Source organism: Kineococcus sp. R86509, assembly GCF_042466365.1.
GTDB lineage: Bacteria > Actinomycetota > Actinomycetes > Actinomycetales > Kineococcaceae > Kineococcus.
The window spans coordinates 3888442-3908136 of sequence record NZ_JAXHCE010000001.1; the positions used below are offsets into that span (position 1 = coordinate 3888442).

Sequence of the window (19695 nt, forward strand, 5' to 3'; positions counted from 1 at the left end):
GACGCGACAGCGCGGATCAGCCGCGACAGCGCGGGATCAGCCGGGCCCGTCGCTGGCGGCCGCCAGCAGGGCCACCACGACGTCGCTGACCGGTGTTCTGATCCCGTGCGACCGGCCACGGCGCTGGATGACACCGTTGCGGACGTCCCACTCCAGCGGCCGTCCGGCGTCCCGGTCGGCGAGGATCGAGGTTCCCAGGTCGGCGGGGTGGGCGCGGAAGGAGTCGAGGACCTCCTGCGCGACGTCCTCGCCCAGGAGTGCGCCCTCGGCCCGGGCCACCGCGAGGGACTCGGCCAGGTAGGCGAGGGCCAATCCGCCCACGTCGTCGCGGCGGAACATCCCTGCGCGCCGGCCGGTGAGCGCCATCAACCCGGCGACGGAGTTCTGCAGCAGTTTGCGCCAGGCGAGGGTCGTGAAGTCGGCGGCCGGCTCCGCCGTGCACCGGCTGTCGCGCAACGCGTCGAGGACCACCCGGGCGGCCGGCACGTCGGGAACGGTGACGCGGGGTCGGGCGCGCAACCACACGGAACCGTCGGGCTGCGTCTGCGCGGGGAACCAGACGACGGCGGGGAGCACCGGCCCGCCCGGGACGTGCGGGGCGACGCTCGACACCTGCTCGACTCCGTTCTGCAGGACGCACACCACGGTGTCCGGGCGGCACAACGCCGCCAGCCACGCTGCGCTCGCCTCGACCTGGGTGGTCTTCACCGCGAGCAGGACGAGGTCCACGCGACCCGCCACGCGCGCGGGGTCGGTGAGCACCGGCCCCGGGACGACGACGGAGCCGGCGTCGTCGCGCAGTTCCAGCTGCTCGCGGGCCGTGCGGCCGCACAGCACCGGGGTGCGACCGACCTCGTGCAACGCGGCCGCGACGGTCGTGCCGATCGCGCCCGGGCCCACGACGGCGACGCTCGGGTTCACGGACGTCCCCCCGGAACCGTCGGTCGAAGGCGCGCCCTCGCGGTCGAACCCCGCTGGACGGACGAGATGACGCGCAGCAACTGCGCGCCCCCCTCGCCGATCGTGCCGTCGTTGCGGATCATCTGGTCGGGGACCCGGCCGGGCGCGGGGTCGGGCCGGGACAACCGCCGGTCGACGGCCTCGCCGTCCTCCCGTCCGCGGGCCCGCAACCGTTGCGCTCGCACGGCGTCGGACACGGTGACGCCCACCACGACGAGGCGCGCGTACCGCTCCTCGAGCGCGTCCAGCGCGCCACGGGACACGTTCGCCACGACGACCCGGCCCTCGAGGACGGCCGCGTCGGCCGAGACGGGGATCGCGTAGGACAACCCGTGCGCCTGCCACCAGACGGCGAAGGCCCCGGCCTCCCGGGCACGCCGGAACTCGGCCTCGTCCACCGGCGTGGACTCCTCACCGCCCCCCGGGCGCCGCGTGATCACCCGGGTCGGGAAGTGCGCGTCGTCGCCGGCGACCGCGCGGGCGGCGGCGAGGACCGCGTCCTTGCCCACCCCGCTGGCCCCGGTGACCGCGATGAACGCGCCGGGCCCCAGCTTCACAGCACGCGCGATCCGCCGCGGAACACTCCGCGCACCACCGGCACCACGCGCCCACGGACGTGGCGTTCGGTGGCGGGCAGGGCGTGGGTGTGGACGCGCACCAGGTCGGCGCGGCGTCCGACGACGATGGTTCCGCGGTCCTCCAGGCCGACCGCGCGCGCGGGGTTCCCGCTCACGAGCTTCACCCCCTCGACGAGCGGGCAACGACCGTCGGCGTCCAGCTGCACGATCGCCTGCAACGGGCTCGCGGGGACGTAGTCCGAGGACAGGACGTCGAGCAGGCCCTGGTCGAGCAGGGTCGCGGCGGCGACGTTGCCCGACTGGCTGCCGCCGCGCACGATGTTCGGCGCGCCCATGACGATCAGTTGTCCGTGCTCGCGCGCCGCCTTCGCCGCGACCTCGGTGGTCGGGAACTCCGAGATCCGGACGCCGAACGACTGCGACTCCTCGACGTGGTCGAGCGTCGCGTCGTCGTGGGCGGCGAGGGTGATGCCCCGCGCCGAGGCGCGCCGCGCGATCTCCTTCCGGTTGGGCACGGAGAACTCCTCCGCGATGACCTCGAGCCGCGCCATCAGCGCCTCCACGCCGTCGGGGGCGACCTGCCCCTTGCCGACGACGTAGCGCCGGAAGGCCTCTACGTCGGCGTACTGGCGCTGACCGGGTGTGTGGTCCATCAGCGAGGCGAGGCGGACCGAGGTCAGGTCCTCCAGAGCCTCGAACTCGGCGACCGTCTGGGGTGCCGCCACCTCGCACCGCAGGTGGATGAAGTGCTCGGCTCGGGTGAGGCCCGCCCGCTCGGCGTGCTCGACGGCCTCGGCGAGCGAGCGGGCGCGTTCCGTCAACGTGTCGCCGTGTCCCTCCGAGCCGATGCGGACGGCGTCGAACACCGTGGTGACGCCGGCCCCGCTGAGCTGCACGTCGTGCGCCAGCACGGCGGGCACCGGGTCCCAGTCCGTGCCCGGGCGCGGGCGGGCGTGTGCCTCCAGGTGGTCGGTGTGCAGTTCCACCAGACCGGGCAGCAGCAGGTCGCCGTCGAGGTCCACACCGCCCGCGACCGGGCCCGGGGTGATGTCGGCGATCAGGCCGTCGCGCAGCAGGACGGAACCGTCGAGGATGCCGTCGTCGAGGACGACGCGGGCGTGGGTGAGGACGGTCTCGTGGTTCATCGGACCCTTCCGGTCTCGAGGTGGGGGAGTTCCGTCCCGGAAGCGGTCCGGAGAGGGTGCAGCGAACGGAGGAGGAAGGGCGCGCCCGGCTCGTCCTCGGTGAACACCGCGACGGCGTCGAGGCACACGCCACGCCCGAGGAGGGGCGCGAACCATCCCGTCAGGGCGTCCCGGACCCGGGGTTCCAGATCGGGGTCGATCCGGTCGGTGAGGGTGAAGTGGAAGCGGAACTCCTCCAGCACGTACGGGTACCCCCACCTCGCCAGCAGCTCCCGCTGCCGGGGGGTGAGCGCGGCAGGGTCGCGGCGGGCGCTCTCCGCCTCCGTCAGGGGCGCACGGAACTCGTCGAACGTCGTCACGAGGGCGTCGGCCAGCGCGTGGAGGGCACTGACCGGGCGGCCGGGGACGAGGGCGAAGAACCCGCTGAGGCGCAGCAGCGCCAGGTCCGGCACGTCGACGGCTGCCCGGGCCGCGGCGAACCGGCTCACGCCGTCCGCCAGCTCCTCCAGCGTCCGCCCCGGCGCGAGCCGGAACGGCGCCTTGAGCGTGCCGTGGAACCCGTACCGCCGAGCCTGCACGGTGACGGCGTCGAGCTCGGAACGGTTCCACCCCGGTGGGGGCGCGGCGTCGGGGACCGAACCGTCCACCCGGCGCCCGAGCCAGGACTCCGCCCGGGCGCGCAGGAGGTCACCGACGTCGTCGCCCGTGCCCGCTCCGGGCAGGGCGTAGAGGGCGACCCGCTGCGTCACGCCGGAACCGCCGCGTGGGGGGCGAAGGCCTCGACGTCGACGACCCGGTCGGCGACCGCGTCGCGCACCTCGAGGTCGTGGAAGATGCCGAGCAGGCCGACGCCCTGTGCCCGTTTCTCGGCGATGAGTTCCACCACGACGTCGCGGTTGCGGGCGTCGAGGGACGCCGTGGGTTCGTCGAGCAGCAGCAGCGGCAGATCGGGCAGGAAACCCCGGGCGATGTTGACGCGCTGCTGCTCACCCCCCGAGAACGTCGCGGGAGGCAGGGACCAGAGCCGCTCGGGAATGGACAACCGGGTCAGCACCTGGGCCGCGCGGTCGCGCGCCGAGGGCAGGTCGACGCCTCGCTCCACCAGGGGTTCGGCCACGATGTCCAGCGCGGGGACGCGGGGGACGCACCGCAGGAACTGGCTGACGTACCCCATGGTGTCGCGGCGGGCCGCGAGCACCTCGCGGGCGTCCGCCCCCGCCAGGTCGATGACGTCGTCGACGCCGTCGCGGTGCAGCAGGATGCGGCCGCTGTCCGCGGAGTAGTTTCCGTAGACCATCTTGAGGATCGTGCTCTTGCCGGCGCCGGAGGTGCCGCCGAGCACGACGCACTCGCCGTGGTGGACGACGAGGTCGAGGTGGTTCAGCACGGCGAGCCGCTGACCGCCCTGCAGGTGCATGGTGAACGTCTTGTCGACGGCGGAGACGGTCAACACCGGACGGGGGACGGGGTTTCCGGTCACGGGCGGGTCATCCTTGCAGGATCGAGGAGACGAGCAGCTGGGTGTAGGGCGCGTGCGGGTCGTCGAGGACGCGGTCGGTCAGACCGGACTCGATGACGCGACCGTCCTTCATGACGATCGTGCGGTGGGAGATGAGCCGGGCCACGGCGAGGTCGTGGGTGACGATGACGACGGCGAGCCCGAACTCGGTGACGAGGCTGCGCAGCAGATCGAGCAACCGCGCCTGCACCGACACGTCGAGCCCGCTCGTCGGCTCGTCCATGAACACCAGCCGGGGCGAGACGACGAGGTTGCGGGCGATCTGCAGTCGCTGGCGCATGCCGCCGGAGAACGTCGTGGGGTGGTCGTCGATGCGGTCCACGGGGATCTCGACGCGACGCAGCCACTCGGTCGCCGTGGCGCGGATCTCGGCGTAGTTGCGCCACCCGTTGGTCATGAGGGGCTCGCCGACGTTCCCGCCCGCACTGACGTGCATGCGCAGGCCGTCGGCGGCGTCCTGGTGCACGAAGCCCCACTCGCTGCGCCACAACCGGCGCACGGCGCCTTCGCCGAGGGTGCCCAGGTCGAGGGTCTCGCCGTCGGCGTTCCGGTAGGCGACGCTCCCCTCGCTGAGTCCGAGGCGCTGGGAGAGGACCCCGAGCAGAGTCGACTTGCCCGAGCCCGACTCGCCCACCACCGCGAGCACCTCACCGGGCCACAGGTCGAGGTCGACGTCGCGGCAGCCGAACCGATCGCCGTAGCGGTGGCCCGCCCCTCGGACCTGCAGCAGCGGCAGTTCGTCGATCACGCGGGGACCTCCTGGTCGTGACTGCTCAGCGTGCGTTCGCAGTGGTCGGTGTCTGAGCACACGAACACGGCCCCGCCGGCGTCGTCGGTGATGACCTCGTCGAGGTAGACGCCGTTCGAGCCGCAGATCTCGCACGGTCGGTCGAAGCGCTGCGGCTCGAAGGGGAAGTCCTCGAAACCGAGGCTCTCGACCTTCGTGAACGGCGGCACCGCGTAGATGCGCTTCTCGCGGCCCGCGCCGAACAGTTGCAGGGCGGGGTTCATGTCCATCTTGGGGTTGTCGAAGCTCGGGATGGGGGAGGGGGCCATGAGGTAGCGTCCACCCACCAGCACGGGGTAGTCGTAGGTCTTGGCGATGTGTCCGAACCGGGCGATGTCCTCGTAGAGCTTGACGTACATCAGCCCGTACTCCTCGAGCGCGTGCAAGCGCCGGGTCTCGGTCTCGCGGGGTTCCAGGAACCGCAGGGGTTCGGGCAGCGGGACCTGGTAGACGATCACCTGCCCCGGTGCGAGCGGGGTCTCGGGGATGCGGTGGCGGGTCTGGATCAGTGTCGCCTCGTCGGTGCGCGTGGTGGTGCGCACGTGGGCGACGTCGGCGAAGAACGCCCGGATCGAGACGGCGTTCGTCGTGTCGTCCGCACCCTGGTCGATGACCTTGAGGACGTCGTCCTCGCCGATGACGGCTGCGGTCACCTGCACGCCGCCGGTGCCCCAGCCGCGAGGCATCGGAACCTCGCGGCTCGCGAAGGGGACCTGGAAACCGGGGACGGCGACGGCCTTGAGCAGCGCCCGGCGGATCATCCGTTTGGTCTGCTCGTCGAGGTAGCCGACGTTGTAGACGATGGGTCCGGGGTTCACGCGGGTACCTCCTCGGCGGTCGCCGGCGCGGTCGCGCTGCGTTCGGCGAACTCCCGGTTGAGGCGGCGTACCAGGACGAGTTCAGCCTGGAAGTCGACGTAGTGCGGCAGTTTGAGGTGCTCGACGAAACCGGTGGCCTGCACGTTGTCGCTGTGGCTGATGACGAACTCCTCGTCCTGGGCGGGGGCGGTCGCCCGCTCGCCGAGTTCCTCGGCGCGCAGTGCGCGGTCGACCAGCGACATCGACATCGCCTTCCGCTCGCTGCGCCCGAACGCGAGACCGTAGCCCCGGGTGAACTGGGCGGGGGTGTCGACCGAGCCGGTGAACTGGTTGACCATCTGGCACTCCGTGACCTCGACACGGCCCAGCGGGACCGCGAAGCCGAGTTCCGGGGCGTCGAACTCGACCTCGACCTCGCCCACCCGGACCTCGCCCGCGAAGGGGTGGTTGTTGCCGAACCCCCGCTGCGTCGAGTACCCGAGTCCCAGCAGGAAACCCTCGTCACCGCGCGCCAGGGCCTGCAGCCGCTCGGCGCGGGTCATCGGGAACACTGTCGGTTCCCGGGTCAGGTCGCCCGGTTCGACGTCGTCCTGGCCGGGGTGGGCATCGGGTTCGATGAGCGCGGAGGAGCCGAGGAGGTCCGCGACGCGGGGCATGGCCGCGGATCCCTCGTCGTCGACCCGGGTCTGCGGTCCGTCGGTGGGAGTGGAGGAGAACAATCGGTGGGTGTAGTCGAAGGTCGCGCCGAGCTGCTGCCCGCCGGGCAGGTCTTTGAACGTAGCGGAGATCCGTCGCTGCGGCGGCAGCCCCGCGGTGTCCAGCGGTTGCGTGTACCCGAAGCGCGGCAACGTGGTGCGGTAGCTGCGCAGCAGCGTCACGGCTTCGAGGACGTCGCCCTGCGACTGCAGCAGGGCCCGCGCCGCGAGGGCGGGGTCGTACAGCGAACCCTCGGTCATGACGCGTGAGACGAGCACGCCGAGCTGACCGGCGACCTGGCCGGGGTCGATCGCCGGGGTGGTGGTGTCCCCGCGTCCGACCTGGGCGAGCAGGGCGTGTGCGTTGGCGATGGCGCGCTCCCCGCCCTTGACGGCGACGTACACGTCAGTCCTCCTCGGTGGTGGGTGCGGTGGGACCGAGCCGGGTCGTGCGCGGCAGCCCCGTGACGGAACCGGCGTCGAGGACCAGCAGGTCGACGCCGCGGGGGAACTGCGCCGCGTTGCGGGTCCAGCGGCCGAAGAACTCCGCGTCGGCCCACGGTGCGACCAGGACGGCGGAACCCTCGATGCCCGGCCCGTGCGCCGACCACCGGCGGTCCCCGGTGCAGCCGCGTGCGTCGAGGACGACGGTCGCGGAGCGGTGCGGTTCCTCGTCGCTGCCCTGGGCCAGGTCCTCGAGGGCCGGTGCGGCCGCGGCGTCGACGACCACGAAGTCGGCCTCGGCCGCGGTGCGGGCCCGGCGGACCCCGGTGTGGAAGGCCAGCCAGGCGTCGAGCTCGGCGTCGTCGGCGAACCGGCCACCGAGCCACGCGCTGCACTCCTCGTCGAGGAGGGTGAGGAGGACGGCCGCGAGGGCCGGCCCCAGTGACGCGGGTGCCTCGGGGGGACCGGCGACGGGGAGGGGGCGGGTGGGTCGCGAGAGCGCGTCGAGCACGGCGCGGAACGTCTGCTGGGCCTGCCGCGTGGGTTCGGAGAAACCCGGGGCGGGGATGGTGCTGGTGCGCGTGGTCACGCGTGCTCCCGGGAGACGGTGAAGAAGTCGACGAGCGTGCTGCGCGCCTCCTGGTGCCGAACCTCGTCGCGGGCGTCCTGCCGCCGGGCGAGGGGAGCGACGACCTCGGTCTGCACGCGGTCGTGCAGGGTCGCGTCGGTGAGCAGGCCGTCGAAGACCGCGGCGAGCCGCGCGTGCTCCAGGTCGGTGCCGAGTAGGTAGGAACTGCCCATCAGGTCACCGGACAGCCCGGTTCCGTGGAGCCGCACGGTCGAGCGGGTGACGGTCGCCTCGCCGAGGTTGAACCGTCCGCCGCCCGCGTCGATGCGTCCGCGCACCATGACGAGCCCCGCCTCAGGACCGCGGACGTCCTGGACCTCGGGTTTCGGGTGCCAATCCCGCCAGGCCGTGTCGAGTTCGGTGGTCGTCGCGGCCCCCAGGGTCCGCATCCACCCCTGGCGTCGCGCCGTTCTCGTCGCGTCGTCCTGCATCGCGACCTCCTCCGTGTCTCGTCGTGCGGCTCCGGGATGAGTTGTCTGGTGAAGCAGACAACTCGAGGCTAGCCTAGGTTCCGGACACCGGGCACCCCCGTCGGCGAAGAACCCCTTCACGGCCGGTGAACGTTGCAGGAACGAGGTGGCGGAACCGTCGCACCTCCCGGAAACCTTCCGGGAGGACACCGCCACCGCCAGGAACCGGAGGAACAGCGTGAACGCACCGCGTCTGTCGGAGAACGTCCCGGAGATCGACGAGGAGGTGAGCGTGGTCGAGAGTTCGCTCGGCCGGTGGACGCAGGTCGGCGCGGGTACGCGCCTGCTGAACACCGTTCTCGGGGACTACAGCTACTGCGACCGGCTCTGCGACTTCGCGAACACCGACATCGGGAAGTTCTCGAACATCGCGAGTTCCGTCCGCATCGGCGCGACCGACCACCCGCTGGACCGCGCGACCCTGCACCACTTCTCCTACCGGAGTTCCTACTACTTCGAGGACGTCGCCGACGACCCGGACTGGTTCGAGCGACGTGCGGCCCGGCGGACCAGGATCGGGCACGACACCTGGATCGGGCACGGCGCGATGGTCAAACCCGAGGTCGTGCTCGGAGACGGTGCCGTGGTGGCCGCCGGTGCGGTCGTGACCCGGGACGTGCCCGACTACGCGGTCGTGGCGGGGGTCCCGGCGCGGGTGATCCGGCTGCGTCAGCCGCCGGAGATCGCCGAACGGCTGAAGGCCCTGGCCTGGTGGGACTGGGACCACGAGGTGCTGCGCCGGCACCTCGAGGACTTCCGCCACCTCGAGGTCCAGGTGTTCCTGGAGAAGCACGGCGGCTGATCCGCGCGGGGTCGGCCCCGGGCAGGGCCGGTAGAGTACCTGGACCATGGTCACCCGGAGCAGGCCCGCGCAGGGCCGGACCCCGAGCGGTTACTCCGCCTGGCGGCTCATCGCGGAGGAGCTCCGCGGCGAGATCGTCGCCGGGGTCGTGCCGGTCGGGTCGAAACTGCCCTCCGAGAGCGAGCTCGCGCAGCGCTTCGAGGTCCACCGGCACACCGTGCGCCAGGCCGTGGCGGCGCTGGCGGCCGAACAGCTGGTGGTGGCCCGTCGCGGCAGCGGGACCTTCGTGGCCGAGCACGACGTCGTGGTGCACCGCATCGGGGTCCGCACCCGCCTCAACGACAGCCTGGGCCCGCGAGGGCTGACGGCGCCCGGTCGACTGATCGAGACGGCGGTCGAACCCGACCCGCCCGCGGACGTCGCGCGCCGCCTCGGCCTCGGCGATGGTGCCGCGCGCCGGCTCGAGGTCGTGCGGTCGGTGGAGGGCCGCCCGATCTCGCGGGTGACGTCCTGGTTCGACGCCGGGACGCTCCCCGGCATCGCGGAGGAGTACCGGGAGGTCGGGTCCATGACGGTCGCGCTGCGCAACTCGGGTGTGCCCGACTACGTGCGGGCCGCCACGAGCGTGAGTGGTCGCCTCGCGACGGCCGCCGAGGCCGAGGACCTGCAGCTGCCGGCGGGTTCCGTCGTCCTCGTCGTCCGCGCGCTGGACACCCACCCCGACGGGCGGCCGTTGCTCTTCAACGTCACGCGGTTCGCGGCGGATCGTGTCGAACTCGACGTCGACCACCCTGAGGTCTCACCCCCCGCGGGTCGGCGCCCGGGACGGCCGACGGCCGAGGATCATCGGTAGACCCGCCGCAACCACACCGCGAGTCCCTCCACCAGGAGGACGGTCACGAACACCATGGCCACCAGGGTGGTCACCTGACCGTGCAGGGTCAGTACGCTGGAGGCGTTGGTGAGGTAGAAGCCGATGCCGCTGCCCCCGACGATGCCCAGGATCGTCGCCGCGCGGACGTTGGTGTCCACCAGGTACATCGAACTGCTGATGACCGCGGGCAGGCCCTGCGGCCAGGTGGCGGCGAGGAACCGCTGCCCACGGGTGGCACCGACGGCCGTCAGTGCGCGTTCCGGACCGGCGGCCACCTCCTCGAGGGAGTCCGCGACGAGCTTGCCGAGCAGTCCGATCCCCCCGAACGCCAGAGCCACGACACCTGCCTGGTTCCCGAGCCCGGTGACCATGATGAGGAAGATCGCGAGAACCAGTTCCGGAACGTCGCGGAACACCACCAGGACGACGCGGAACACGCCACGCACGACACCGTTGGGGGCGACGTTCCGGGCGGCGAGAGGGCCGAGGACCAGGGAGAGCACGAGCGACAGGGCGGCGGCGGCGAAGGCGACCTCGACCGTGACGAGCAGGGCCTGCAGGAACTCGGTGGCGGTGTGGCTGCCCAGGCTCGGCGGCCAGAAGCTCTCCAGGGTCGGGACGACCTGGTTCCAGCTGATCTGGCTGAAGTCGACGTCGGCGAGGAACCAGCCGGCGACGACCACCGCGACGGCGCTCAGGACCCAGCTCAGACTGCGGACGCGCTCCCAGGTCCAAGGGCGGTGCATCATCTGCGCCACGGTGGGGCCGGTCACCGTCAGCGTCGCCCCTGAGCGGTTCCGGGGCGCCACGACAGGCGGTCGGCCCCGGGTCGCGGCCCGGGTGATGCGACCTCCGAGGCCGTTGCCGACAGGATCGACGCCCAGCAGCCGGCGTCGGATCGTGGAGGAGACGACCTCGGCCACGACGCAGAGCACGAAGATGACGCCGGCGATGCCCAGCCCCCGCCCGTACCCCTCGGGGAACTGCCCGAAGGCGACCTTCATGGCGTAGCCCAGGCCACCCACGCCCGCGTACCCGAGGATCGCGGAACCCCGGAGGTTGATGTCGAAGCGGTGCAGCGCCGTGGCCGTCCACGACGGCAGCACCTGCGGGAACACCCCGGACCAGAACTCCTGGGCCCGTCCCGCTCCCGAGGCCCGCAGAGCGAGCTGCGGGCCGCGGTCGACCTGCTCGACGGCGTCGGCGAACAACTTCGAGATCATCCCGACGGAGTGCACGCCGATCGCGAGGATGCCGGGCAGCGGACTGCCCAGGGCGAACGTCAGGGAGAACGCCAGGGCGAGGACGACGTCGGGGACGGCGCGCGTCACGACGCCGATCGCGCGTCCGACCCAGCGCAACCACGTGGCAGGAGTGGTGTTCTCGGCCGCGACGTAGGCGACCGGGATGGAGATCAACGAGGCGAGCAGGGTGCCCGTGATGACGATCCCGAGCGTGAGTCCGATGAGGTACGCGAGGTCGCCGGGGCCCGGCAGGCTGACGGGATCCATGTGGGAGAACACCCTGGCTGCGTTCCGGGTGCTGCGCAGCAGGTCGTTCCACGAGAACTCCAGGGTGCTGATCGACCAGACCGCGAAGACGAGCAGGGCCGCCACGAGGAGCAGAGCGAGAGGTTTCGCGATCCGGACCGGACGGCGCGGACTGCGGTCCCCGGCGTTGCCGGGCACCGCTCGTTCGGCGGTGCCGAGGGTGCTCACCGGAGGTTTCCGGCTGCGAGGCCACCGACCGGGACGGCCACCCGGCCGTAGACCTCCATGACCTGCGCCTTGGACAGGCCGGCCGTGGGGGTGTCCAGCACGACCTCGCCGCCGCGCAGACCGACGATCCTGTCGGCCCACCCGAGTGCGAGGTCGACCTGGTGCAGGCTGCACACGACCGTCAGTCCCCGTTCGGCTGCGATCTCGCGGATGAGGGCCATGACCTGGTCACTCGATTCCGGGTCCAGGCTCGCGACGGGTTCGTCGGCCAGCAGGACCTCCGGGTCCTGCATGAGGGCCCGGGCGATCGCGACGCGCTGCTGCTGACCGCCCGAGAGCTGATCAGCGCGCTGGTAGGCCTTCTCCAGCAGCCCCACCCGATCGAGGTGGTTCAGGGCGGTGAGCTTCGCCGCGCGAGGGTAGGTCCACAGGCCCAGCCGCGGGCCGCGCAAGCGACCCAGCGCCCCCGTCAGCACGTTCTCGAGCACCGTGAGGGAGGGCACCAGTTCGAACTGCTGGAAGATCATGGCAACGCGTCCACGCAAGGCGCGCAACGCACCGGGAGCCAGCGCGGGCACGTCCTGGTCGAGGACGCGGACGGTACCCGACGTCGGGAACTCCAGGCCGTCGAGGTGGCGCAGCAACGTCGACTTGCCCGACCCGGAGAGTCCGAGGAGCACGACGACCTCACCGTGGCGCACCGTGAGATCGACGCCGCGCAGTGCGTGCGTGGTGCCGAAGTCCTTGGTCACCGCGGAGACGGCGATGACCGGTGAGATCGTCGTGCTGGTCACGGTTGTGTTCCCTCAGCTCGTCCGCACGCTCAGCCGGCGCACTTGGCCGCGGGGATCTCGGTGCACAGGTCCGCGATGGTCTTGTAGTAGTCCGCGTTCTCCGGCTCGACGCCGAAGTAGCCGGAGGTGAAACCGTCGGTCACGTCGACGCCGGAACCCTTGATGGCCTCCACCGACGCGCCCTGGAGGGCCGAGGTGAGCTTGGCCTTGACGTCCTCGGGCAGTGCCGTGGAGATCGACAACGGACCCCCCGGGACGTACTCCTTGCCGATGACCGTCACCTCGCCCTTGGCCGCACCGGGTTCGGCGATGGTGTCCTCGGCGAAGCCGACGTCGCACTGCTTGGAGGCGACGGCCTGTTCCGACTTGTCGTGGGCGCCCGCGAAGTAGGCCGTGAAGTCGCTGAACGTGGGGTTCCCGTTCGCGTCGGTGCCCGACGGTGTCACGTTCAGTCCGGCCTTGGACAACTGGTAGAGCCCGAAGAGGAAACCCGACGTCGAGTTGGGGTCGACGAAGCAGACGGTGTGGCCCTTCGCACCCGCGAGGGAGGTGATGGGCGATCCGCTGGGAACGATGGCCTCGGAGTAGTACCCGGGGTCCTTGACGTCGGGGGAGCTGAGCACGGCGGCGACGGGTTCCAGAGTGGCGCCCTTGTTGTTGGCCATGACGTACTGCAGGGCACCGCTGGTGACCATGTCCACCTTGCCGGCGGCGGCCGCGGCGATGAGGGCCGTGTAGTCGGCGGTGGGGTAGTACTCGACCTCGTAGCCGGTCTCCTTCGCGATGTAGTCCTCGAGGGGCTTCCAGTTCGAGTCGGAGCCGGCCTGGTCCGGGGTGGCGCCGAAGACGATCGTCCCTTCGGACTTCGCCCAGGTACCCCCGGACGACCCTGAAGAGGAACCGGACCCGGTCGCGGCGTCGCTCGCGGCCGAGCAACCCGTCACGGCCATCGTGGTGAGCAGTGCGCCGGCGGCGAGTGCTCCGAAGCGCCTGGTGCGGGACGTGAGCATGGGAGCGACCTTTCGGGGCGGGTGGGGCCCGGCGGAACCGCGGAGGAGGGCGCGGTCACGGGGAAGTCCCGGGCACAGCCGCGACGCTAGGGAGGGCAGGTGGCAGGCCGCCCCCGGTCGGGTGTCCGAACCGTGAACTAGTCCAGAAGTCCAGACAACTCACGGCCACCCGGTCGTCGAGGGTCTCCGTCGTCGCGGAGGCCGGCAGGGGACCGTGGCTGCGGGCGACGAACGTCACGACCTGTGCTGCGACGTCGTCGGGGACAGGGCCTGAGCTCGCCGCCACGGTTCCACCTCGACCTCTCGCGGCTCCGTCCAGCACCTCGTGCGGCGGCGTCACGGGTGGGGCGCGTCCGTACCGGTACGGCTGTCCGAATGATGTCGATCATGCAATGGTCAGAACGTGCAGGATCCATCCGATACCCCTGCTGTGAGTCTGTGGATCAGCGACCTGCTCAGCACGGGGCCCGCCAACACCTCGGTCGGCGTGCTGGCCGGCCCTCTCGAGACGGTCGCGGCGGATCTGCCCGTCACCGACCTGGACGACCGGTTCCGCTCCGATCCGCGGTTGACGTGTGTTGCGGTGCGGCCCGCTCACCACGCCGCCGATTCCTCGAACCCTCCTGCCGACGCTGCTGGTCAGGGACGGGCCGCGGGATGGGGGTTGTTGACCCGGGCACGTTTCCAGCAGCTCATGACCGGGCGGTTGGGCTACGGGCGGGTCCTGCACGCCCGCAAGACCGTCCAGGCGATGACCGACTGGTCCCCGCTGGTGGTGGACGCCGCCACGGACATCGCCGACATCGCCCGCCTCGTCCTCGAGCACGACCAGGCTCAGGTCTCGGACGGAGCAGGTGCTCCAGGTACCGCTCCGCAGCGGGGGAGGACTGAGAGTCCGTCTCGCGACGCTGCTGACCGTCCAGGCGACGTCGGCGCCCACGTCGGTGCGGCCGGTGTGGCCGTGGGCGACATCCTCGTGGTGGACGAGGACCAGGAGCCACGTCAGGTGTCCGTGGCGGCGGTCTTCCGAGCGCTGTCAGCGCAGTTGGCGCAGCACGCCTTGACCGACCCGCTGACCCGGTTGGCCAACCGCGACCACTTCCTGCAGTACCTGCACCGCTGCTTCCAGCAGCCTGACCGGCGTGAGCGGTTGGCCGTGGTCTACATCGACCTGGACGGGTTCAAAGCCTTCAACGACAGCTACGGCCACGGTGTCGGGGACCAGGTGCTGCAGGTCGTCGCCGAACGGTTGCGCGCCTCGTGCCGTCCTCAGGACCTACCCGCCCGACTCGGCGGTGACGAGTTCGCGGTCATCGTTCGCCTACCGGGCGACGTCGAGGCCGGTCAGGCGGCTCACGGTCTGGGACAGCGCCTCCTGGCCTGCCTGGGTGGGACGGTCACCGTGGGGCAGCTGGTCCTGCCAGGACGGGCGAGCATCGGGATCGCCGTCGCCGACGACGCCATCCACGACGCCGCTGCGAGAACTCGGCTCGAGAGCGACCCGGGCCCGAACCGATCCACCGGCCGAGAACCCCGACCGAGTGGTGACGTCTTCGCCCGTGCGGACGTGCTGCTGCGGGAGGCGGACCTGGCGATGTACCAGGCCAAGGTCGCCGGCGGACACCGGGCCCACGTGGTGACGGGAGTCACCCATCGGGTCGGGACCAGCTCCTCGGTGATCGATCGGCGGGAGCTGCAACGCGCCCTGGACGCGGGGGAGTTCGTCCTGCACTTCCAACCCATCACCGAGGTCGCGACGGGGCAGTTGGCCAGTGTGGAGGCCCTGGTCCGCTGGCAGCACCGCAGCCGGGGGCTCCTGGGGCCGGGGGAGTTCCTGGACGCGGTCGCCGACGCCGGGTTCTCCGCCGAACTGGACCACCACGTCCTCGAGATGGCGTTGCGCCAGCTGCGGTCCTGGACCCAGGAGCTGGGGTTGCAGGCTCCGCCGTTCCTCAACGTGAACCTGTCGGTGCAGGGGCTGCAGGCGCCCGGTCTGGCTGATGCGGTCCTGGCTGCGGTCGGAGACTGTCAGGTTCCGGCTGAGCGGCTGCGCCTGGAGATCCCGGAGGTGGCGACGGTGCAGCACTTGCAGGCCGCCGCGGAGGATCTGGCGCGGTTGCGGGCTGCGGGGGTGCGCTTGACGTTGGACGACCTCGGAGCCGGCGCATCGACGCTGCACCACCTGACCGACCTGGCGTTGGACGGGATGAAGATCGACCGCCGGTTCGTGGCGGGCATGCTGGAGGACGAGCGAGACGCTGCGGTGGTCCGGATGCTGCTGGAACTGGGGCTGAGCACCGGGCTGGCCGTGACCGCTGAGGGGATCGAGACGGAGCCGCAGCTGGGGATGCTGCAGGAGATGGCCCGCGGTCGGGCGGTGTTCGTCCAGGGCTTCCTGCTGGCCCGGCCGGCACCGGCGGAGACGTTGCCGCTGCCCTGGCCCTCAGGGGTCGTGACGCGCTCGCCGAGCGGGCCACGACCCTCGAGTCGCTGAGGGTTCCAGGCCGTGGAGTCGTTCGTCAGCCGTTTTCGGAGAACGTCCTCAACCGCCGGACGGCGTGGCCGCGAAGAACCGCGTCTCGCCATCGTCACCTGGATCGGGGGCACCTACCACCGCCGGCGGCGTCAGCAGTCTCTCGCTCGACCGACGCCCACAGGGTGGAGGTGGCGACGAGTTCGTTCAGCTCCACTGCGGCGCGGGAGACCTCCCCGGTGGTGGTGGCGGTGCAGGTGGCTCCTGACGTGGTCCGCAACGTCACCGAGGGGTCCAGCAGGTTCCAGGAGTTCACCGCGAACGTCTCCGGCTTGGCGGCGTCGGTAGCCGAGGCCACACTGCGCGGGAACCGGGGCTCGGGTCAGCGTCTCCCGGTGCCGACCCGACCCGGCGCGCATCCGGTCACCGCAGCCAGCGGTGGAGGCGCTTGGCCCGCAGTGCCTTCCAGGCCTCCTCGACGTCGGACTCGCTGAGCCGGGCGTGGGTCTCCTCCTGCGCGAACAGCCGTCCGTAGGCGAAGGCCACCTCGGGCTCCGCCCGCGCGGCCAGCTCGGCCAACCGCTCGCGGGTGACGACGGAGTCCTGGTGCTCACCGAGGACCTCCTGCACCGCGGTCGTCGCCGCGGCGAACCGCTTGGCGTCCTTCCCGAACACGACGGCGACCGCCTCGGCGGCGTAGCGCACCTGCTTCGCGGCCTTGCGGGCCTCGTGGAACAGCTCGTCCCGTGCGTGACCGGCGGGGGCGTCCTGCGCGGCGGCGACCAGCTCTGCCAGCGTGCGGTACGTCCGGGCGACGCGCTTCGGGAGTTCCTTCCCCGCGGGACGACGGGCCTTCGGGCTCGTCGCCGGGCTCTCGACGAACTCCTGGAGGGTGTCCAGCAGACGTTGGTAGCGCTCGGAGTCCAGTTCCAGGAGCACCTGGTCGTGGGCCCGTCGGTAGTCCGACCCCAGCTGCTCGGCCACCCACTGCGGTACGGCTCCCGTCGCTGCGGGGTCCTCGGGGGTGACGTCCAACGACGCGACCGCCTGCACCAGGCGGTCGCGCAGGACCTCCGCGTCGCGTGCCCGTCCCAGCTCGGCGGCGAGCCAGCGCAGCTCGTCCCGCAACGGTTTCGTCGGTGCGCCCAGCAGGGGCTGGAACGTGCGGAGCGCGCTGCGCAGGCGGCGGGTGGCGACCCGCATCTTGTGCACGCTGTCGGGCTCGTCGGCCCGGACGCGGGCGTCCTGGTCGAAGACCTGCTGGACCTGTTCGCGCAGGTGCAGGAAGAGCACGTCGCCCGCGCTCGACGCCGTCGACAGCTCCTTGCGCCGGGGGATCGTGCCGCGGGACAACGTCCGGGGTTCCGTCGGGGTCGCGGCGGACGGCGTGGTCACCTCGACGGGGACGACCTCCGCGGTGGCGGTGCCAGGATCGGTGTCGGTGCTGTGGTCGTCGGTCGCGGGTTCCGGCGGCATCCCCGCCAGGACGCGCCCGACCTTCGAGGGACTCGTCGAGACGACCAGGCCGGCCGCCCGCAGCGCGGCGTCGACGGCGTCGAAGACCGCACGGTCGCCGTCGAGGAGTTCCAGTTCCACCTCGCGCCACGTCTGCCCCGCGCCCGGCTCCCCGGAACCCCCGGCCGGCAGCAGCCGGTGGGCCTCGACCCTGTCGTCGGCGAGTTCCAGCAACCGTCGACCACTGACGTCGAGGACCGTCTGCACGCTCCGGTGCGTGGACAGCCGGACCACCGGTACGAGCGGCTGTCCCTCGGTCAGGGTTTCCACGAGGCGGCGCAGCGCGACGGGGACGGTGCGGACCGCGCGTCCCAGCGGCACCTGGCGTTCGAGACGGGCGCCGTTGTCGCCGGGGGTCTTCAGGTGCCACCCGGCGTCGACGCCGCCGGTGCGCCGGCGCAGCGTCGTCCTCGCCCCGGAGAGTCGCAGGTCGGGGGTGTCGAAGTAGACGGCGTCGAGGACGAACTCGTCGCGGTCACCGACGCGCAGCCCGCTGGCGTCGTCCTCGGGCAGCACGGCGGCCAGCGGCGGCAGCTCGGCGTCGGCTGCGAACTCGTACTTCACTTCGATCTCTTCGTGGGCGTCGACCATCCCGCTTGTCTACCCGCCCGCGGACGTCGGCGCACGATCATGGCCGGCGGGCGCACTCCGCGCTGTCGATCGACTACCGGGAGTGAGTCCCCGGCCCACCGAAGCACGGAGCGCGGCAACGGGGCGGTGTCACGAGGACACCGCCCCGTCGGCGGCGCTCAGGCCTCCTGCAGCCCGGGACGCCCGGCCTCGACGACGAAGGTCGCGCGGGTGCCCGCTGCGGCCCCCGGCTGCGACACCCGGTCGAGCACCCGGAACTCGGCGCGCATCTCGTGCCGGTCCAGGCGCGCGACGACGTAGCCGCGCTGGTTGTTGGCGAGCTTCAGGTCGGGGTTGTCGGCCAGTTCGCTGTCGCGGGTCGCGTAGTCGTCACCCCCGTCACCCCCGGACGTGATCGAGGTGGCGACCAGTTCGACGCCCACGGGCGCGGAGCCCGGGTCGGTGGCGACCCGGGAGAGGTCCGCCGCGTAGTGCTTGTGCACGTCGCCGGAGAGGACGACGGGGTTCTCCACCCCGCGTTCCGCGAACTCGTCCAGCAGTCGCTGGCGGTTGGCGGTGTACCCGTCCCAGGAGTCGGGGTTGAAACCCCGGTCGACACCCGGGACGTAGTCGTGCTCGTGGAACATGACCTGCTGGGCGATGACGTCCCACGTCGCCCCGGAGCGTTCGAGGCCGTCGAGCAGCCACGCCTCCTGCTCCTCGCCCATGATGGTGCGCTGGGGTTCGTCGCGTTCCGGGCCGGCGCTGGGGAACGTGTCCCCACCGGGCTGGTCGTCGCGGAACTGGCGCGTGTCGAGCACGTGGAAGTTCGCCAGCCGTCCCCAGCTGAGGCGGCGGTACAACTGCATGTCGGCACCCCGGGGACGGGCGTCGGCACGCAGCGGCATGTTCTCGTAGTAGGCCTGGTAGGCCGCGGCCCGGCGGGCGGTGAACTCCTCGAGGGTCGGCACGGGGACCTGTTCCTCGGCGACGAGTGCGGCGTAGTTGTTCTCGACCTCGTGGTCGTCCCAGGTGACGATCCACGGAGCCACCGCGTGCGCGGCCTGCAGGTCCGGGTCCGCCTTGTACTGGGCGTGGCGCTGGCGGTAGTTGGCCAGCGACACCGTCTCCGGGCCCATGTGGTCGCGCACGTTGCTGCCCGAGGGCGAGACGTACGTGTCCGCCTGGTACTCGTAGATGTAGTCCCCGAGGAAGAGGACCACGTCCGGCTGTTCCTCGGCCAGGCGGCGGTAGGCGGTGAACCAGCCGTGTTCGTACTGCGCGCAGGACGCGAACGCCATGGTCAGCGGTGTGCCCCAGGACCTCAGGGCCGGGGCGGTGCGGGTCATGCCGACCGGGGAGACCTCCCCGCCCAGACCGGCGAGGCGGAAGCGGTAGAAGAACTCCCGCCCCGAGGGCAGGCGGTCGACCTCGACGTGGACGCTGTGCCCGAGCTGGGACGGGGCGACCGTCCGGCCGCTGCGCACGATGCGGCGGAACGCGTCGTCCTCCGCGAGTTCCCACTCGACGGGGACGTCGCGGTCCGGCATGCCGCCCCGCCCGTCCTCGGCGTAGGGGTAGGGCGCCAGTCGCGTCCACAGGACGATGCCGTCGGGCGTGGGTTCCCCGGAGGCGACGCCGAGGGTGAAGGGGTTGCCCAGGCGTGAGGCGAAGGACTTCGTCGCCCGGTCGGGGCTCTGGGTCGCGGACGCGCTGTGCTGACCGGCCACGAGCAGGCCGGTGCCGGCGGCTGCGCCGGCGAGGACGCTGCGGCGGCCCAGGCCGCCGGCGGGGGTGTTGACGGGGGGGAACGTGGTCACGGGGATCCTCACGAGGCGGGTGGCTGCGGTGCACTCCGGATGCCCCGAACCCTTCCCGTGCTCGGCCAATCCACA

19 protein-coding genes are annotated in these 19695 nt (G+C 71.9%); 3 read left to right on the top strand and 16 right to left on the bottom strand.

Annotated features, from left to right (window positions below):
• Positions 1-36: 36 nt before the first annotated feature.
• The 10 genes from SJY07_RS19005 to phnG all read right to left on the bottom strand — a co-directional run bounded on the left by SJY07_RS19005 (position 37) and on the right by phnG (position 8005).
• The gene (locus SJY07_RS19005) at positions 37-921 is read right to left on the bottom strand and encodes an oxidoreductase (protein WP_380161192.1); all 885 of its coding nucleotides are present in this window, start codon (positions 919-921) and stop codon (positions 37-39) included.
• Positions 918-1517, bottom strand: a complete 600-nt coding sequence (gene phnN, locus SJY07_RS19010) for a phosphonate metabolism protein/1,5-bisphosphokinase (PRPP-forming) PhnN (RefSeq protein WP_328292656.1) — start codon at positions 1515-1517, stop codon at positions 918-920. Before phnN ends, SJY07_RS19005 begins: the two co-directional genes overlap by 4 nt.
• The gene (locus SJY07_RS19015; protein ID WP_380161193.1) at positions 1514-2683 is read right to left on the bottom strand and encodes an alpha-D-ribose 1-methylphosphonate 5-triphosphate diphosphatase; all 1170 of its coding nucleotides are present in this window, start codon (positions 2681-2683) and stop codon (positions 1514-1516) included. Before SJY07_RS19015 ends, phnN begins: the two co-directional genes overlap by 4 nt.
• On the bottom strand, positions 2680-3432 hold the full coding sequence (locus tag SJY07_RS19020) for a DUF1045 domain-containing protein (RefSeq protein ID WP_328292654.1): 753 nt from the start codon (positions 3430-3432) through the stop codon (positions 2680-2682). The genes SJY07_RS19015 and SJY07_RS19020 overlap by 4 nt, the downstream gene beginning before the upstream one ends.
• A complete protein-coding gene (gene phnL, locus SJY07_RS19025; RefSeq protein ID WP_380162409.1) occupies positions 3429-4100 on the bottom strand; it encodes a phosphonate C-P lyase system protein PhnL in 672 nt (223 codons plus the stop codon). The genes SJY07_RS19020 and phnL overlap by 4 nt, the downstream gene beginning before the upstream one ends.
• A gap of 70 nt (positions 4101-4170) precedes the next feature.
• Positions 4171-4947 (bottom strand): phosphonate C-P lyase system protein PhnK, encoded by a 777-nt coding sequence (gene phnK, locus SJY07_RS19030; protein ID WP_380162411.1) that lies wholly within the window; start codon positions 4945-4947, stop codon positions 4171-4173.
• Positions 4947-5807: an alpha-D-ribose 1-methylphosphonate 5-phosphate C-P-lyase PhnJ gene (locus SJY07_RS19035; RefSeq protein ID WP_328292651.1), complete on the bottom strand. Its 861-nt coding sequence runs from the start codon at positions 5805-5807 to the stop codon at positions 4947-4949. Before SJY07_RS19035 ends, phnK begins: the two co-directional genes overlap by 1 nt.
• Positions 5804-6907, bottom strand: coding sequence for a carbon-phosphorus lyase complex subunit PhnI (locus SJY07_RS19040; protein WP_380161194.1), 1104 nt, complete (start codon positions 6905-6907; stop codon positions 5804-5806). The genes SJY07_RS19035 and SJY07_RS19040 overlap by 4 nt, the downstream gene beginning before the upstream one ends.
• Before the next feature lies 1 nt (position 6908).
• Positions 6909-7535, bottom strand: coding sequence for a phosphonate C-P lyase system protein PhnH (gene phnH, locus SJY07_RS19045; protein WP_380161195.1), 627 nt, complete (start codon positions 7533-7535; stop codon positions 6909-6911).
• Positions 7532-8005: a phosphonate C-P lyase system protein PhnG gene (gene phnG, locus SJY07_RS19050; RefSeq protein ID WP_328292648.1), complete on the bottom strand. Its 474-nt coding sequence runs from the start codon at positions 8003-8005 to the stop codon at positions 7532-7534. The genes phnH and phnG overlap by 4 nt, the downstream gene beginning before the upstream one ends.
• 217 nt (positions 8006-8222) lie before the next feature.
• On the opposite strand from phnG, the gene SJY07_RS19055 reads away from it, so the two are divergent.
• The gene (locus SJY07_RS19055; RefSeq protein WP_380161196.1) at positions 8223-8846 is read left to right on the top strand and encodes a chloramphenicol acetyltransferase; all 624 of its coding nucleotides are present in this window, start codon (positions 8223-8225) and stop codon (positions 8844-8846) included.
• 46 nt (positions 8847-8892) lie between these two features.
• Positions 8893-9699: a phosphonate metabolism transcriptional regulator PhnF gene (phnF, locus tag SJY07_RS19060; RefSeq protein ID WP_328292646.1), complete on the top strand. Its 807-nt coding sequence runs from the start codon at positions 8893-8895 to the stop codon at positions 9697-9699.
• Here the strand turns inward: phnF and SJY07_RS19065 are convergent.
• The 3 genes from SJY07_RS19065 to SJY07_RS19075 are packed head-to-tail and all read right to left on the bottom strand — an operon-like array spanning position 9690 to position 13242.
• Positions 9690-11438 (bottom strand): PhnE/PtxC family ABC transporter permease, encoded by a 1749-nt coding sequence (locus tag SJY07_RS19065; RefSeq protein ID WP_380161197.1) that lies wholly within the window; start codon positions 11436-11438, stop codon positions 9690-9692. The genes phnF and SJY07_RS19065 overlap by 10 nt on opposite strands.
• Complete coding sequence (gene phnC, locus SJY07_RS19070) at positions 11435-12232, bottom strand: phosphonate ABC transporter ATP-binding protein (RefSeq protein WP_380161198.1); 798 nt, start codon at positions 12230-12232, stop codon at positions 11435-11437. The genes SJY07_RS19065 and phnC overlap by 4 nt, the downstream gene beginning before the upstream one ends.
• Before the next feature lie 29 nt (positions 12233-12261).
• Positions 12262-13242, bottom strand: a complete 981-nt coding sequence (locus SJY07_RS19075; protein WP_380161199.1) for a phosphate/phosphite/phosphonate ABC transporter substrate-binding protein — start codon at positions 13240-13242, stop codon at positions 12262-12264.
• A 430-nt stretch (positions 13243-13672) separates the two neighbouring features.
• Here SJY07_RS19075 and SJY07_RS19080 point away from each other — a divergent pair, with 430 nt between their 5' ends.
• Positions 13673-15736, top strand: a complete 2064-nt coding sequence (locus SJY07_RS19080) for a putative bifunctional diguanylate cyclase/phosphodiesterase (RefSeq protein WP_380161200.1) — start codon at positions 13673-13675, stop codon at positions 15734-15736.
• Between the two features lie 94 nt (positions 15737-15830).
• Here the strand turns inward: SJY07_RS19080 and SJY07_RS19085 are convergent, their stop codons facing one another.
• The 3 genes from SJY07_RS19085 to SJY07_RS19095 all read right to left on the bottom strand — a co-directional run bounded on the left by SJY07_RS19085 (position 15831) and on the right by SJY07_RS19095 (position 19620).
• Positions 15831-16073 carry a hypothetical protein gene (locus SJY07_RS19085; protein WP_380161201.1) on the bottom strand — a complete coding sequence of 81 codons (243 nt, stop codon included), beginning with the start codon at positions 16071-16073 and terminating at the stop codon, positions 15831-15833.
• Positions 16074-16138: 65 nt separating this feature from the next.
• The gene (locus SJY07_RS19090; protein WP_380161202.1) at positions 16139-17821 is read right to left on the bottom strand and encodes a CHAD domain-containing protein; all 1683 of its coding nucleotides are present in this window, start codon (positions 17819-17821) and stop codon (positions 16139-16141) included.
• A gap of 158 nt (positions 17822-17979) precedes the next feature.
• Complete coding sequence (locus tag SJY07_RS19095; protein ID WP_380161203.1) at positions 17980-19620, bottom strand: alkaline phosphatase D family protein; 1641 nt, start codon at positions 19618-19620, stop codon at positions 17980-17982.
• Between the last annotated feature and the right edge of the window lie 75 nt (positions 19621-19695).

What these genes read in the sequence shown, in the direction of transcription:
- SJY07_RS19090 (WP_380161202.1), bottom strand. Translation starts at nt 17,821, where the DNA reads ATGGTCGACGCCCACGAAGAGATCGAAGTGAAGTACGAGTTCGCAGCC.
- SJY07_RS19075 (WP_380161199.1), bottom strand. Translation starts at nt 13,242, where the DNA reads ATGCTCACGTCCCGCACCAGGCGCTTCGGAGCACTCGCCGCCGGCGCA.
- phnF (WP_328292646.1), top strand. Translation starts at nt 8,893, where the DNA reads ATGGTCACCCGGAGCAGGCCCGCGCAGGGCCGGACCCCGAGCGGTTAC.
- SJY07_RS19015 (WP_380161193.1), bottom strand. Translation starts at nt 2,683, where the DNA reads ATGAACCACGAGACCGTCCTCACCCACGCCCGCGTCGTCCTCGACGAC.
- phnG (WP_328292648.1), bottom strand. Translation starts at nt 8,005, where the DNA reads ATGCAGGACGACGCGACGAGAACGGCGCGACGCCAGGGGTGGATGCGG.
- phnL (WP_380162409.1), bottom strand. Translation starts at nt 4,100, where the DNA reads ATGCACCTGCAGGGCGGTCAGCGGCTCGCCGTGCTGAACCACCTCGAC.